Source organism: Nitratireductor sp. GZWM139 (assembly GCF_030068685.1).
Classification (GTDB): domain Bacteria; phylum Pseudomonadota; class Alphaproteobacteria; order Rhizobiales; family Rhizobiaceae; genus Nitratireductor; species Nitratireductor aquimarinus.
This window is the reverse complement of the sequence record NZ_JAMQML010000004.1, coordinates 108,782-121,824: the sequence shown is the minus strand read 5'-3', so window position 1 is coordinate 121,824 and position 13,043 is coordinate 108,782. Positions and strand designations below refer to the sequence as shown.

14 protein-coding genes and 1 other RNA gene are annotated in these 13,043 nt (G+C 64.5%); 7 read left to right on the top strand and 8 right to left on the bottom strand.

The window, feature by feature from the left end; translation table 11 throughout:
- Positions 1 to 5 precede the first annotated feature (5 nt).
- Positions 6 to 162, bottom strand: a non-coding RNA gene (gene ssrS, locus NDI72_RS06310) — 6S RNA.
- A gap of 82 nt (positions 163 to 244) precedes the next feature.
- Complete coding sequence (locus NDI72_RS06305; RefSeq protein WP_224924956.1) at positions 245 to 1,072, bottom strand: MipA/OmpV family protein; 828 nt, start codon at positions 1,070 to 1,072, stop codon at positions 245 to 247.
- Positions 1,073 to 1,268: 196 nt separating this feature from the next.
- Here NDI72_RS06305 and NDI72_RS06300 point away from each other — a divergent pair, with 196 nt between their 5' ends.
- The 3 genes from NDI72_RS06300 (at position 1,269) to NDI72_RS06290 (ending at position 3,860) form a co-directional block, all read left to right on the top strand.
- Positions 1,269 to 2,105 carry an AAA family ATPase gene (locus tag NDI72_RS06300; protein ID WP_206546126.1) on the top strand — a complete coding sequence of 279 codons (837 nt, stop codon included), beginning with the start codon at positions 1,269 to 1,271 and terminating at the stop codon, positions 2,103 to 2,105.
- 113 nt (positions 2,106 to 2,218) lie between these two features.
- Positions 2,219 to 2,665 carry a GNAT family N-acetyltransferase gene (locus NDI72_RS06295; protein WP_283799959.1) on the top strand — a complete coding sequence of 149 codons (447 nt, stop codon included), beginning with the start codon at positions 2,219 to 2,221 and terminating at the stop codon, positions 2,663 to 2,665.
- Between the two features lie 4 nt (positions 2,666 to 2,669).
- The gene (locus NDI72_RS06290) at positions 2,670 to 3,860 is read left to right on the top strand and encodes a vWA domain-containing protein (protein WP_206548393.1); all 1,191 of its coding nucleotides are present in this window, start codon (positions 2,670 to 2,672) and stop codon (positions 3,858 to 3,860) included.
- A 15-nt stretch (positions 3,861 to 3,875) separates the two neighbouring features.
- Here the strand turns inward: NDI72_RS06290 and NDI72_RS06285 are convergent, their stop codons facing one another.
- The 6 genes from NDI72_RS06285 to hemC all read right to left on the bottom strand — a co-directional run bounded on the left by NDI72_RS06285 (position 3,876) and on the right by hemC (position 10,099).
- Positions 3,876 to 4,661: a glutamine amidotransferase gene (locus NDI72_RS06285; protein WP_283799958.1), complete on the bottom strand. Its 786-nt coding sequence runs from the start codon at positions 4,659 to 4,661 to the stop codon at positions 3,876 to 3,878.
- Positions 4,662 to 4,665: 4 nt separating this feature from the next.
- Positions 4,666 to 5,130 (bottom strand): tellurite resistance TerB family protein, encoded by a 465-nt coding sequence (locus NDI72_RS06280; protein ID WP_113153263.1) that lies wholly within the window; start codon positions 5,128 to 5,130, stop codon positions 4,666 to 4,668.
- 72 nt (positions 5,131 to 5,202) lie between these two features.
- Positions 5,203 to 6,843 (bottom strand): heme biosynthesis protein HemY, encoded by a 1,641-nt coding sequence (locus NDI72_RS06275; protein ID WP_283799957.1) that lies wholly within the window; start codon positions 6,841 to 6,843, stop codon positions 5,203 to 5,205.
- Between the two features lie 6 nt (positions 6,844 to 6,849).
- A complete protein-coding gene (locus tag NDI72_RS06270; protein ID WP_283799956.1) occupies positions 6,850 to 8,358 on the bottom strand; it encodes a phage tail protein in 1,509 nt (502 codons plus the stop codon).
- 102 nt (positions 8,359 to 8,460) lie between these two features.
- Entirely contained in the window at positions 8,461 to 9,168 is a 708-nt protein-coding gene (locus tag NDI72_RS06265; RefSeq protein WP_283799955.1) for a uroporphyrinogen-III synthase, read from the bottom strand.
- Position 9,169: 1 nt separating this feature from the next.
- Positions 9,170 to 10,099, bottom strand: coding sequence for a hydroxymethylbilane synthase (gene hemC / locus NDI72_RS06260; protein WP_113153266.1), 930 nt, complete (start codon positions 10,097 to 10,099; stop codon positions 9,170 to 9,172).
- Between the two features lie 93 nt (positions 10,100 to 10,192).
- Between hemC and tsaD the strand changes: the two genes are divergently transcribed.
- The 4 genes from tsaD to NDI72_RS06240 are packed head-to-tail and all read left to right on the top strand — an operon-like array spanning position 10,193 to position 13,035.
- Positions 10,193 to 11,278, top strand: coding sequence for a tRNA (adenosine(37)-N6)-threonylcarbamoyltransferase complex transferase subunit TsaD (gene tsaD / locus NDI72_RS06255; RefSeq protein ID WP_283799954.1), 1,086 nt, complete (start codon positions 10,193 to 10,195; stop codon positions 11,276 to 11,278).
- Positions 11,275 to 12,297: an NAD(P)H-dependent glycerol-3-phosphate dehydrogenase gene (locus NDI72_RS06250; RefSeq protein WP_283799953.1), complete on the top strand. Its 1,023-nt coding sequence runs from the start codon at positions 11,275 to 11,277 to the stop codon at positions 12,295 to 12,297. Before tsaD ends, NDI72_RS06250 begins: the two co-directional genes overlap by 4 nt.
- A gap of 16 nt (positions 12,298 to 12,313) precedes the next feature.
- Positions 12,314 to 12,610: a YciI-like protein gene (locus NDI72_RS06245; protein WP_206994923.1), complete on the top strand. Its 297-nt coding sequence runs from the start codon at positions 12,314 to 12,316 to the stop codon at positions 12,608 to 12,610.
- Complete coding sequence (locus NDI72_RS06240) at positions 12,610 to 13,035, top strand: EVE domain-containing protein (RefSeq protein WP_283800039.1); 426 nt, start codon at positions 12,610 to 12,612, stop codon at positions 13,033 to 13,035. Before NDI72_RS06245 ends, NDI72_RS06240 begins: the two co-directional genes overlap by 1 nt.
- The last annotated feature ends 8 nt before the right edge of the window (positions 13,036 to 13,043 follow it).

The window sequence follows — 13,043 nt, the reverse complement described above, 5'->3', positions numbered from 1 at the left end:
GAAAGCTGCGATCCACGGCGACCGATGGAATGCACGATCCCGGGAACCTACAACGTAGGTGGGCGCCGTGTAACCAAGCCCACGGGCGAGGTCAGGGACAGCTCCCTTAAGGATCGATAAGGCCCCGGGGAAAAAGATTCCTGTCGGGAAGCGCAGATCGCTGCGCGCAATATAGGGACGAGCCCCGGCCCGCGCCAGAGATATTCTGACGCCGGGCGCACAAGTTTCACAACCAAGTGTGACGTCAGTCGAGCGTGAAATCGAAACGGTAGGTGGAGGACAGGCCAATCGTGAACTGGTTGCGCGAGCCGCGCTCGCGAACGAGGCTGGAATCGGCTGCCGCGCCCTTCAGGGAGGCGTATTCGGCAAAGACGCTGGAGGTGAAGGCGTCGGTCACCTTCCACGTCACCGCACCGCCCACACCGAGCGATTTGAGGCCGCCGCCATCAGGCTGGTACTCGCTCAGTCCGGAGGCCGCAGCCTCTCTGGCATTAACGCCGTAATAGGTCTCGAAATAGTCCTTGCTGGCGAACGAGGCGCGCGGGCCACCCGAGATGCGGATATGCGGGGTCACATCGTAGAAGGCGTCTGCCGCCACATCGGCAACGAAACCGCTATGGGCGCGGAAACCGTGGCGCAGCTCGCCACGCACCCGCAACCAGTCGGTCGGGTAGACCTCGGCGAAACCGCCGGCCTCCACGCCCCATTTGACCGGGTCGAGGCCCTTCAGGTCATTGGCGTCGTCCGCGTCGCGCTTGAAGAGAAACTTGCCGGTGAGGCCCGCCTCGAAGCCATGAGCCCCGAACAGGGCGAAGGAGCCATTGTCGTTGCGCGAGGAGAAACGCCTGTCATTGCCCTGACGGCCAACGGAGACCAGCGGAACCAGGCTGAAAAGATGACTCCTGGAGCCCTCGAACTCCGGCCGGAAAGCGCCACTTGCACCAACGGTCACCGACCAGTCACCCGACCAGAAGTTTTTGCCGGACCCGCCTTCCTGTGCGGAAGCGGGGGCGAGAGCGAGGGACGCCGCAACCAGAGGCGCGGACAGAATGGCGGCTAAATGTGGACGCAACGCAGAACTCCGAGAACCGGGAAAGCCGAAATGCCTAAAATACCCTCTTTTGCGTAAAGACCGGCTTAACGCTCTGTGAACCCTTGTCGAAACCGGCGCGTGCAGCCGGTAGAGCGCACAGATTGGCCGGCCGATGCTTGCGCTTGCCATGCCGCGCCAATAGGTTCACTGCGCACGGGAACAGGGAAGAGATTGCATGCGCTTCGAAGGCACGGCGGATTATGTCGCCGACAAGGATCTGATGGTTGCGGTGAACGCGGCGATTGCGCTGGAGCGGCCGCTTCTGGTGAAGGGCGAGCCCGGCACCGGCAAGACCGAGCTTGCCAAGCAGGTGGCCGCCGCACTGGGGCTGGACCTGATCGAATGGCATGTGAAATCCACCACACGCGCCCAGCAGGGGCTTTACGAGTATGACGCCGTCTCGCGCCTGCGTGACAGCCAGCTCGGCGACGAGCGCTTCAACGACATCAAGAACTACATCAAGCGCGGCAAGCTGTGGGAGGCCTTTGCGGCGGACCGCAGGACCGTTCTTCTGATCGATGAGATCGACAAGGCCGACATCGAGTTCCCCAACGATCTGTTGCAGGAAATCGACAAGATGGAGTTCTATGTCTACGAGACCGGCGAGACGGTGCGGGCGATCCATCGGCCCATCGTGATCATCACCTCGAACAATGAGAAGGAACTGCCGGACGCCTTTCTGCGCCGCTGTTTCTTCCACTATATCCGCTTTCCCGACGCCGAGACGCTGGCCGACATTGTCGAGGTTCACTATCCGGGTATCAAGAAGAACCTGGTGTCTGCCGCGCTCAGCCAGTTTTACGAGATCCGCGACGTGCCGGGGCTGAAGAAAAAGCCCTCGACCTCCGAGGCGCTGGACTGGATCAGGCTTCTCGTTTCCGACGATGTGCAGCCGGAGGATCTGCGCGGGGATGCGAAAAGCGCCCTGCCCCGCCTGCACGGCGCGCTCCTGAAGAACGAACAGGACGTGCACCTCTTCGAAAAGCTCGCCTTCATGGCGCGGCGGCAATAGACGGGCGGCTTTACCAGGCGCAAAGCCTTCATTTTTCTGGCCCTTGCCGGCGAAACAGCTACGCCGAACAGTGCGGGGCCGGACTGTGCGGGAAAGAGGAGGACGAGACCCGAATGACCGAAATCACCATCCGCCCGCTTGCCAGAAGCGACGAGCCCGAATGGCGCAGGCTCTGGACCGCCTATCTGGAGTTCTACAAGACCAGCGTTCCCGAAGAGGTCTATGCGACCACATGGGAGCGGCTTTTCGACGATGGCGACTATGAGCCGAACGGGCTGATCGCCGAGGTGGACGGGAAACCGGTCGGGCTGGTGCACTACATGTTCCACCGCACCTGCTGGACCGTGGGCAACAATTGCTATCTGCAGGATCTCTATGCCGACCCCGCGATACGCGGCAAGGGCATTGGCCGGGCGCTGATCGAGGCGGTTTACGAGAAGGCGGATGCGGCGGGCGCCGCCAATGTCTACTGGATGACGCAGGACTTCAACGAGACCGCCCGCAAGCTCTATGACCGGATCGCGAAACTGACGCCGTTCATCAAGTACCAGCGAAAGTGAGCACATGTTCATCCCCTTCTTCCTTGAGCTGAAAGCCGCGCGCGTTCCGGTGTCGCTGCGCGAGTATCTTTCGCTGCTGGAGGGGATGGAGAAGGGGCTCGTCGCCTATGACGTGGAGGGATTTTACTATCTCGCGCGGGCGGCGCTGGTGAAGGACGAGCGGCACATCGACCGTTTCGATCAGGTTTTCTCGCAGGTCTTCAAGGGCGTGGAGGCGGTGTCGGGCGGCGATGGCGTCGACCCGCAGGCGATCCCCGGGGAATGGCTGAGGAGGCTGGCGGAAAAGCACCTCAGCGACGAGGAGAAGAAGCTGGTCGAAGCCATGGGCGGTTTCGAGAAACTGATGGAAACGCTGAAGGAGCGGCTGGCCGAACAGAAGGACCGCCACCAGGGCGGCAACAAGTGGATCGGCACTGCCGGCACCTCCCCCTTCGGGGCCTATGGCTACAACCCGGAAGGCGTGCGCATCGGCCAGCACGAATCGCGCCACCGGCGGGCGGTGAAGGTCTGGGACAAGCGCGACTTCAAGAATTTCGACGATGCGGTGGAGCTTGGCACGCGCAACATCAAGGTTGCGCTGAAGCGGCTGCGCCGCTGGGTGCGCGAGGGCGCGGTGGAGGAATTCGACCTGCCCGGCACGGTGCAGGCGACGGCGGAGCACGGCTATCTGGACGTGAAAACGCGGCCCGAACGGCGCAATGCGGTGAAGCTTCTGATGTTCTTCGACGTGGGCGGCTCGATGGACGACCATATCCGCATTGTGGAGGAGCTCTTTTCGGCGGCGCGCGCCGAGTTCAAGCACATGGAGTATTTCTACTTCCACAATTGCCTCTATGAAGGCGTGTGGAAGGACAATCGGCGGCGCTATTCCGAGGTGACGCCGACCTTTGACGTGCTGCACAAATACGGGCCTGACTACAAGGTGATCTTCGTCGGCGACGCCTCGATGAGCCCTTACGAAATTGCCTATGCAGGCGGTTCGGTGGAGCACTGGAACGAGGAAGCCGGCCATGTGTGGCTGAACCGCGTGCTCCAGCAATGGCCGAACGCGGTGTGGCTCAACCCCGTTCCGGAAAAGCACTGGCGTTACACGCACTCGGTCCAGATGCTTCAGGAGATCTTTTCCGGGCGCATGTACCCGATGACGCTGGCCGGGCTTGAAGCCGCCACGCGGGAACTTTCACGCAAGCACTGAGGTGGCCGGCTTCGGTTAGGCGAGGCCCCGGCGGCCCACCATGCGGCGGCCGGCGGGGTGCTGGCCCGTGGCCTCGCCGCCGCTGTGCAGAGCGCCTTTGCATTCGCAATCGAAGATCAGTTCCAGAAAATCGACCAGCCAGGTTTTCAGGTGCCGGTCCCAGATGAGACGGCCACCCAGATGATCGCGGCCCTGCTGTGCGCCAGGCATGACGAAACGCTGCGCGCCGCGCACCACCCAGCGCTGCATCATGGCGCGGGTCAGCTCGGCGTGGAACTGCACGCCCCAGGCGTTTTCGCCATAGCGGAAGGCCTGATTGGGATAGTGTTCGGCAGTGGCCAGAAGGGTTGCGTCCTTCGGCAGCGAAAAACCTTCGCGGTGAAACTGGTAGACCATCTCGGGCCAGTGCAGGAGCTTGCGCCCGGCCTCGGTGGCGCGCAGCGGATACCAGCCGATCTCGACCAGCCCGTCATCATGGCTTCTCACCTGCCCGCCCAGATGCCTGACAAGCAATTGCGCGCCGAGGCAGATGCCGAGAAAGGGCTTGTTCTCCCGCAGGGGAACGGACAGCCAGTCCGTCTCGCGCCGCACGAACTCATCATGGTCGTTGGCGCTCATCGGGCCGCCGAACATGACGACGCCAGCGTGATTTTCCAGCGTTTCCGGTAAGGGATGACCGAGCGGCGGGCGGCGAATGTCGAGCGAAAAGCCGCTCGCCTGCAAAACCTGACCAACACGCCCGGCGCTGGACGTTTCCTGATGCAGGACAATGAGGATCTTGCGGCTCGGGTCTGTCTCCATGGGGCTAGGACTTGCTGTACTTCTCTTGCATTTCCTGGCGCAGAACCACCCGGTCGCGATTGTCGACGCCGATCAGCTCCGCAACGCGCCAGACGAGATTGTCTTCCAGCTCGTGCATCTCGCCATCGGCGAAGACGATGCCCCACATGAGACCGATGAAGGACTTGCGCGCATCGGCATCGAGATGCCGCTTCAAAACGCTGGTGAAGGCGTAGAGGTCGATGGCCTCCTGCTCGGCCTTTTCACCGGCTTCAAGGAGGTTTTCCAGCTCCGCGCCCGTGACATTGTAGGTCTGGGAGAGGGTCTCCTTGAGCTTCTCGACTTCGGAAGCCTCGCGGATGCCGTCGGCATCGAGCACGTGGAAGAGCAGCGCGGCAGCGGCGACGCGCGGGTCGTCCTCGGGCCTGAGGGTGGTCTGCCGGCTACCGCCGGGAAGGTCTTTGAGAAAGGACAGAATGCTGTCGAACATGAGCGTGATTGCGATCCGGTGCCTGGGAGAAGCGCGATCCGCCCCGCAAGGGCGAATCGCAGTGCATGATCATTAGAATAGGCGGAAGCGGCCCGACGTCGAGGCGTCCTTGTCATCCGGCTCCACGCCGGGGTCATCCGGGATGGGCGGTTTGACGGGCTCTTCGGCCTCCTCCGGCGCAGCTTTCTGCCCGTTGACCGGCGCTGGATTTGCAGGCGGTTCGGGGGGCTGCGGCGGGGTTTTTGCCGTTTCCGGGGAAGGTTCCGAGGGCTTTTCCGGTTCCTGAGGCTTTGCGGCGGGTTCCGGCTTTACCGTTTCGGCTTCGATCACCACGGTTTCGGCTTCTGCCGTTTCAGGCTCTTCCTTCGGCGCGGGAATGGAAGGAGCGGGCGAGAAATCCTCTTCGCTCTCCACGACCTGCGCCAGCCGCTCCATCGGCATGCGCCATTCGAAGGCGTCGAGCTTGCCGGTGACGGGCGAGATGGGCGCCCAGCGTTCGGCCACATAGCCATCGGCCACCCAGGCGGGATCGCGCGGCGCGCGCAGGGCCTTGGCGAGCCACTGGCGCACACGCCCCTGATCGCCGGTCTCGGCCTCTTCGATGTCGGCCATCAGCAGATAGACGCTCTCGCGCGGGCCGAGACGGGCTGCGGCCTCGCAGGATTCGCGCGCAAGCTGGAACTCACCGGCATCAAGCGCAGCGCGGCCAACGATCAGCGCCGATTCGACATTGTTGCGCTTCAGCGACTGGAGTTTTTTGGCGCGGGCAAGACGGTCATGCGTGGAATCGCCGGGGCGCGCATGGATATAGACATCCGCGATTTCGGGATGCGGCTCCTTCTTCCAGACGGTCTCCAGAACCTTGGAGCCCTTGCGCAGCTCGTTCTGGCGGAACAGGGCCCTTGCCGCAGTGACAGCCGCCGGCACGAAATCGGGCCGAAGCTTGTGGGCTTCGAGAGCGGCTGTGCGGGCGGTCTGCGGGTCGGCGTCAAGCACATCCATCGCCTTGGCGGTGAGGAGTACGGCGCGGCGGCTGGCGACGCTCTCGCGCTCGTCCTTGCCGGTCGCCTTGCGGCTGTCGAGCAGCTTCAGCGCGCCATCCCATTCGCCTTCGCCGGTCTTGCCCTCAAGCGCGGCATTGACGGCCCATTCGAGCTGCGGCGCAGCCTCGACGGCGCGCTCGGCATAGTGGCGCGCGGCATCGCGCTCGCCCAGCCGCTCGGCCTCAAGATAAAGCCCGCGCAGGCCCAGAAGGCGCATTTCGGGATCGTCCAGCATGGCGGTGAACTTGTCGCGCGCCGCCTGACGGTCGCCATCAAGGAGGGCTGCCTGCGCATCGAGCAGGTGGATGAGCGGTTCCTGATCGGCGGAAATGAGCTTGGCGGCCTGCTGGCTCATGCGACGGGCCAGACCGCCATCGCCGGCGCCTGCGGCGATCATGCCGGTGGAAAGCGCCTGATAGCCGCGGTCGCGACGACGCACCCGGAAATAGCGGGCGACGGTGTAAGGGCTCGTCCAGATGCTGCGGATCAGCCACCACAGGATCATCACCGCAGCGACGATGGCCACGATGCCGACCGCCGCCACCATGAGCGAAACCTCATAGCGGTAGCCGGAGAAGGTGATTGCCAGGTCGCCCGGACGCTCGGCCAGCCAGGCAAAGCCCAGCCCCAGAACGAAGACAACGACGAGGTAGAAGAGAATACGGAACATCTGCGCTTATGCTCCCTTCAGCGCATCGGCGAGCGCCTTGTTCAAGATCTGGTCGGCGGCCTGACGCGCCTGAAGCTTGTTGGCGAAATCCGCCGCAGCCTGCTTGCCGGCCTCCGGCAGCGTCTCGTACTCGGCAAGCGCCTTCGCATAATCATTGGCGACGACCGCCGCCTCCATGCGCGCGGCGATGGCGTCCGGGCCTTCACCTTCAACGCTGCCCACCGGGCGCACCACCACGAGCGAGCGGGCGCTGGCCATCAGATTGTCGATGATGCCGCCTCCGCCATCTCCGGCCTCGCGGGTGACGGCGGCGACGATGCTGCTCGCCACCGCAGGCGCTTCTGCGGCAAGCGTGGCGCGGCTCGGCACGCCGGATGCGGCGTTCGCCTCAAGCGGCGCAAGCGCCTCGGCCTCGCCCGCCGGCGCAATGGCGGTGTAGGTTTCAAGCTCGCTGGCATAGGGCGTGCCGCGCTCGACCGCCGATTTGAGCGTGGTCGCAGCGATGACGAGCGCCATGCGCGGCGCGGCGTCCGCCTCCTGCACCTGCGCCTTCAGCGCATCAAGCTCGCTCTTGAGCGTGGATAGGGTCGTCGCATTGCCGGACGCCGACTGGTTTGCGGCGCGCGCCGCCTCGGTCGCGCCCTGAACGGCGGTTTCCATGGTGGAAAGCTGCGCGGTCACGCCTTCCAGCGCCGCACCGGCATCGCCGGACGCCGAAAGGCTGGCCGTCTGCTCTTCAAGCGCTGCCAGGCGCTGCGAAAGCGCTTCGAGCCCCGGCCCCTCGCCTGCCGCACCGGACGACATCGATTCGCGCAGGGTGGTGATCTCATCGCCCAGCTCGGCAAGGCGCTGCTCGGTCGCACCGGCGCGGGCGCTGGCCTCGCTCAAAGCGGCGGTGACGGCTTCGCTTTCGCCACCGGCGGCGGGCTGTTCGTTCAGCTTGCTCTCAAGTGCTGCAACCTGCTGGCGAAGCACCTCGACCGCCGGGTCGGGCGCATTGCTCTTCGTGTCGAGCGCGGGCAGAACGCCAGCCCATTGAAGGCCACCGGCAATGGCGAGCGCAACGACGCCACCGACCACACCGCCAGCAAGGACGCGACCCGCGCCGCCGCTCTTGGCCGGGGCGGGGGTGGCGGGGGTGGAGGCTTCAGGCTTTGCGGACTTCGCTGCCTGATCGTCTTGCCGTGCACCGGCATTGCCGGTTTTCGCGTCCCGACCGAAACCGGCATCCTTCGACGCGGGCTTGTCTTTGGGCGAAGTGGCGGCCTTGTCGTCCTTCGCAGCAGCAGAAGAAGCCGGCTTTGCGGCAGCTTCGGCCTTCGTAGCCTCCGGCTTTGCGCTGTCCCTGGCGGCGTCAGACGGCTTCGGCGCTTCCGGTTTGGCTTCCTGCTTGCTGGTATCGCCGGGCGCGTCGGGCGTTTCCACCTTCTCCCGCTTTACCTGATCGGGATCCAGATCGATGGTCACCGGCTCCTTCTGGGTTTTGGAATGACGCGTTCTCGGCGTTTTGACCATCAGGCAACTCCGCTGCAAAAGGCTGTTCCTGCACTATGTGCAGTGCATATAAGTTCCTATCACACCCGCATGTGGTGAAAACAGGGGCGAGCGCAATTGACGTTACGTCTTTAGCAGAAGCAGCAAACGGTCTTCCGCCGGAAAATCCGCAATTCGGGCGGTTTTTGCGACATCAGGCCCCAAAGCTTCGGCAATGCGCTCGGAGAGGCAATAATATGTCGCAGCCGCTAATTTTTTCCCAACGCCCGACCGCGCCATGAGACGCGCAAGCTGGAAGGCCCCATTGGCCGAATAAAGCAGCACATCATCGACCGGACGGTCGCCGATGAGCGACTGGACGGCGGCGTCGGAAGGCTCAAGCGGCAGCGTGTCGTAGATCTCGATCAGGCGCGGCCTGTGGCCGGCTTCCATCAGCCGCGTTTCGAGTACGTCACGGCGCACTCGGCCGCAAAGCACCGTCACATGACAGGGGGCGGCAAAGGCGGCGTCGATGCGTCGGGAAAGCCGTTCGGCGTCACCCGCCTCATCATCCACCACATGGAGCCCGGCAGCACGTGCGGCATCGCCCGTGCGGCGGCCAACGGCGTAGACGGGCTTGCCCTTCAGCGCGTCGAAAACGGATTGCGGCGCATGGCGGATGGCATTGGGGCTGGTGACAGCCACCACATCCACCGCCTCGGCGTGTATGGCGGCAGGAAGCGGCACGGTTTCGGTGAGCGGCAGGACGAGCGGCTCGAAACCCATTTCGGCAAGCCGTCTGGCTGTTTCCGATGCGCCCGGTTCAGGGCGCGTGACCAGCACCCGCCGCATGCTAGAGCCAGCTGTCGAAGAACCGCGTGCCCGCCTTTTCGCGCACGGCGGCGCCAGCTTCCGCGCCGAGACGAACGGCATCCGCTGCCCGGCCTTCGGTCTCGATGTCATGCACTTCACGCCCGTCGGGCGTCAGCACCAGACCGGAAAAGCGCAGCATGTCACCCTCGATGCGGGCAAGGCCGGCAATGGGGGTGCGGCAGGAACCGTCCAGCGCGCCGAGAAAAGCGCGTTCGCAAAGAAGCGCATCGCCCGTTTGGGGATGATGGATCGCGGCGATCATCGGCCCGATGCGCGCATCGCCGATGCGGCTTTCAATGCAGATTGCACCCTGCCCGAGTGCGGGCGGGAAACGTTCGGGGTCCATGATTTCGGTGGCGATGTGCGGCACGCCCAGCCGGTTGAGCCCGGCAAGTGCGAGAAGCGTGCCCTCGGCAACGCCCTCATCCAGCTTGCGCAGGCGCGTCTGCACATTGCCGCGGAACATGCCGACTTCGAGATCGGGGCGCAGCCGCAGGACCAGCGCCTGACGGCGCAGCGACGATGTGCCGAGCTTGGCGCCCTGCGGCAGATCCTCAAGCCTGGCGATGGAGCGGCCGATGAAAACATCGCGCACATCTTCGCGTTCGAGAAAGGCGGAAATTTCGAGCCCGTCGGGCAGAACGGTGGGCATGTCCTTGGAGGAATGCACGGCCAGATCGATCCGGCCATCGAGCATGGCTTCCTCGATCTCCTTGGTGAAAAGCCCCTTGCCGCCGGCCTGCGAGAGCGGGCGATCCTGAATCTGGTCGCCCGAGGTGGAGATGACGACGATCTCGAACGCATCTTCGGGCAGGCCATGCGCCGCCATGAGGCGCGCGCGCACCTCTGCCGCCTGAGCCACTGCCAGAGCGCTTCCGCGCGTGCCGATCTTCACCACATCAGTTTGCATGCCGTCATGTCCGTGCTAACCCGCATCCGAACCGGATGCACCACACCCCTAACGGGGATTGGCGGCGACGGCAACATGAGCAGGTAAGGCTGAATGACGCGCATCCTTGGCATCGAGACGAGTTGCGACGAGACGGCAGCCGCCGTGATCGATGATCGTGGCGGCAAGACCGAGATACTTTCCAATGTGGTTTTTAGCCAGATTGCCGACCATGCAGCCTTTGGCGGCGTGGTGCCGGAGATCGCCGCGCGCGCCCATGTGGAAGCGCTGGACGGGGTGATCAAGGCGGCGCTTGATGAAGCAGGCGTGTCGCTCACCGAGATCGACGCCATCGCGGCAACGGCGGGGCCGGGTCTGATCGGCGGGCTGATCGTGGGCCTGACCACCGCCAAGGCGATTGCGGCGGCGAGCGGCAAGCCGCTTGTTCCCGTCAATCACCTGGAAGGCCATGCGCTGACGGCGCGGCTGACGGACGGGATCGAATTTCCCTATCTGCTTCTGCTCGTTTCAGGCGGGCACACGCAGATCGTTCATGTGGAAGGTGTGGGGCGCTATCAGCGCTGGGCATCCACCATCGACGATGCGCTGGGCGAGGCGTTCGACAAGACCGCGAAACTGCTTGGCCTGCCCTATCCCGGCGGCCCCAGCGTGGAAAAGGCGGCCGCAGGCGGCAACCCGAAGCGCTTTGCCTTTCCGCGTCCACTGAAGGGCGAGGCGCGGCCCGACTTTTCGTTCTCCGGCCTCAAGACGGCCGTGCGGCGCGAGGCCTCTGCGCTGGCCCCGCTCGGCGAGGACGACATTGCCGATATCTGCGCCTCCTTCCAGCAGGCGGTAACGGAAACGCTGAGCGACCGGGTGAAGCGAAGTCTGGAACGCTTCCGTGAAACCCATCCCGACATCGAAACGCCGGCGCTTGTGGTGGCGGGCGGCGTGGCTGCCAATCAGGCAATCCGCACCGCGCTTGACACGCTGTGTGACAAAACCGGTTTCCGCCTCATCGCACCGCCGATCCGGCTGTGCGGCGACAATGCGGCGATGATCGCCTGGGCGGGTCTGGAGCGGCTCAAAGCAGAGCTTGGCGAGGACGATGCGCTCGGCTTCGCGCCACGCCCGCGCTGGCCGCTGGATCAGGCAGCAGCACCACTTTTCGGCACCGGAAAACGGGGAGCCAAGGCATGAGCGAGACATCGTCCCAGACGTCATCCAAGTCATCGGCCCAGAAATGGACCATCGCCGTTCTGGGCGCAGGCGCATGGGGCACGGCGCTCGGCGCGACCATGCTGACCGGCGGCCATCACGCCCGGCTCTGGGCCCGTGACGAAGCGCTGGCGCGCTCGATCAATGACGATCACGTCAACAGAAGGTATCTGCCGGGGATCACGCTCGATGCCCGGCTTAAGGCGACAAGCGAAATGCAGAGCGCGCTTGAGGGCGCTGACTGCGTGCTGGCGGTGACGCCGGCGCAGACGCTGCGCACGGTTCTCGCCGACGCCGCCCCGCATGTGGCAAAGGGTGTCCCGATCGTGCTTTGCGCCAAGGGCATTGAGCGCGAGACGGGCAGGCTGATGTCCGAAATCGCCGCCGAGGCGCTGCCGGAGAACCCGGTGGCCGCCCTCTCCGGCCCAAGCTTTGCCAGCGATCTGGCAAGCGGCCTGCCGACCGCCGTGACAGTTGCGGCGCAGAATGCCGATCTGGCGGTGACGCTCGCCGAACGGCTCTCCGCGCCGCGCCTTCGCTGCTATTCGACCGACGACCTGACCGGCGTGGAGATTGGCGGCGCGTTGAAGAACGTTCTGGCCATCGCCGCCGGCGCGACCCATGGCGCTGGCCTTGGCGCGAGCGCATCGGCGGCGCTGATCACTCGTGGATTCGTGGAGCTGCGGCGGATCGGCGAGGCTTTTGGGGCGCGGCCCGACACGCTGATGGGGCTTTCGGGCCTCGGCGACCTGATCCTGACCTGCGGCTCGGAACAATCGCGCAATTTTGCCTTTGGGGCAGCGCTGGGACGCGGGGAAAGCCTTGAGGGCCGACCGCTGGCCGAAGGCGCGCATACGGCGGGGATTGCCGCGCGCATCGTGCGCGAACGCGGCCTCGAAGCGCCCATTATCGAAAGCGTGACAGAGCTTCTCAAAGGCAGGCTGACCGTGCAGGCCGCCATGGAAGCCCTGCTTTCACGCCCGCTCAAAAGCGAAACATGACACGGAGGGAAACACCATGATCTTCGCCATTATCTGCAAGGACAAGCCAGGCCATCTGGACACGAGACTGGGCACACGCCCCGACCATGTGGCGTATCTGAACGGGCTCAATGAAAACGGCGCGCTGAAGTTTGCCGGTCCCTTCCTCGACGCCGAGGGCAAGCCCTGCGGCAGCCTTGTGGCCGTGGAAGCAGAAGACGAAGCGGCGGCGGAGCTGATCGCCGCAGCCGATCCTTACGCCCTTGCGGGCCTGTTCGAATCCGTTGAAATACGGGCCTGGAACTGGGTCTTCAACAATCCGGAGAACGCATGATGGCCTATTGGCTGTTCAAGTCCGAGCCTTCCACCTGGTCGTGGGAGATGCAGAAGAAAAAAGGCGACGCGGGCGAGCAGTGGGACGGCGTGCGCAACTATCAGGCACGCAACAACATGCGCGAGATGAAGCTCGGCGACCGCGGCTTCTTCTACCACTCGGTCAAGGAAACCTCCGTGGTGGGCATCGTGGAAGTGTGTGCACTGGCGCATCCCGACACGACGACCGATGACCCGCGCTGGGAATGCGTGGACATTCGCGCGGTGGAAGAGATGCCCCGCCCGGTGACACTGGCGGAGATCAAGGCCAATCCGATGCTTTCGGAAATGGTTCTGGTCAACAATTCCAGGCTTTCCGTGCAGCCGGTGCGGCCGGACGAATGGGCCGAGATCTGCCGCATGGGTGGCCTCAAGAAAATCCTCTGAGAACGCGC

Excerpts from the sequence above, each read along its gene's own strand:
- NDI72_RS06285 (WP_283799958.1), bottom strand. The coding sequence starts at position 4,661 with ATGGAGACAGACCCGAGCCGCAAGATCCTCATTGTCCTGCATCAGGAA.
- NDI72_RS06280 (WP_113153263.1), bottom strand. The coding sequence starts at position 5,130 with ATGTTCGACAGCATTCTGTCCTTTCTCAAAGACCTTCCCGGCGGTAGC.
- NDI72_RS06300 (WP_206546126.1), top strand. The coding sequence starts at position 1,269 with ATGCGCTTCGAAGGCACGGCGGATTATGTCGCCGACAAGGATCTGATG.
- NDI72_RS06250 (WP_283799953.1), top strand. The coding sequence starts at position 11,275 with ATGAGCGAGACATCGTCCCAGACGTCATCCAAGTCATCGGCCCAGAAA.
- hemC (WP_113153266.1), bottom strand. The coding sequence starts at position 10,099 with ATGCAAACTGATGTGGTGAAGATCGGCACGCGCGGAAGCGCTCTGGCA.
- NDI72_RS06265 (WP_283799955.1), bottom strand. The coding sequence starts at position 9,168 with ATGCGGCGGGTGCTGGTCACGCGCCCTGAACCGGGCGCATCGGAAACA.
- tsaD (WP_283799954.1), top strand. The coding sequence starts at position 10,193 with ATGACGCGCATCCTTGGCATCGAGACGAGTTGCGACGAGACGGCAGCC.
- NDI72_RS06290 (WP_206548393.1), top strand. The coding sequence starts at position 2,670 with ATGTTCATCCCCTTCTTCCTTGAGCTGAAAGCCGCGCGCGTTCCGGTG.
- NDI72_RS06245 (WP_206994923.1), top strand. The coding sequence starts at position 12,314 with ATGATCTTCGCCATTATCTGCAAGGACAAGCCAGGCCATCTGGACACG.
- NDI72_RS06295 (WP_283799959.1), top strand. The coding sequence starts at position 2,219 with ATGACCGAAATCACCATCCGCCCGCTTGCCAGAAGCGACGAGCCCGAA.
- NDI72_RS06270 (WP_283799956.1), bottom strand. The coding sequence starts at position 8,358 with ATGGTCAAAACGCCGAGAACGCGTCATTCCAAAACCCAGAAGGAGCCG.
- NDI72_RS06240 (WP_283800039.1), top strand. The coding sequence starts at position 12,610 with ATGGCCTATTGGCTGTTCAAGTCCGAGCCTTCCACCTGGTCGTGGGAG.
- NDI72_RS06275 (WP_283799957.1), bottom strand. The coding sequence starts at position 6,843 with ATGTTCCGTATTCTCTTCTACCTCGTCGTTGTCTTCGTTCTGGGGCTG.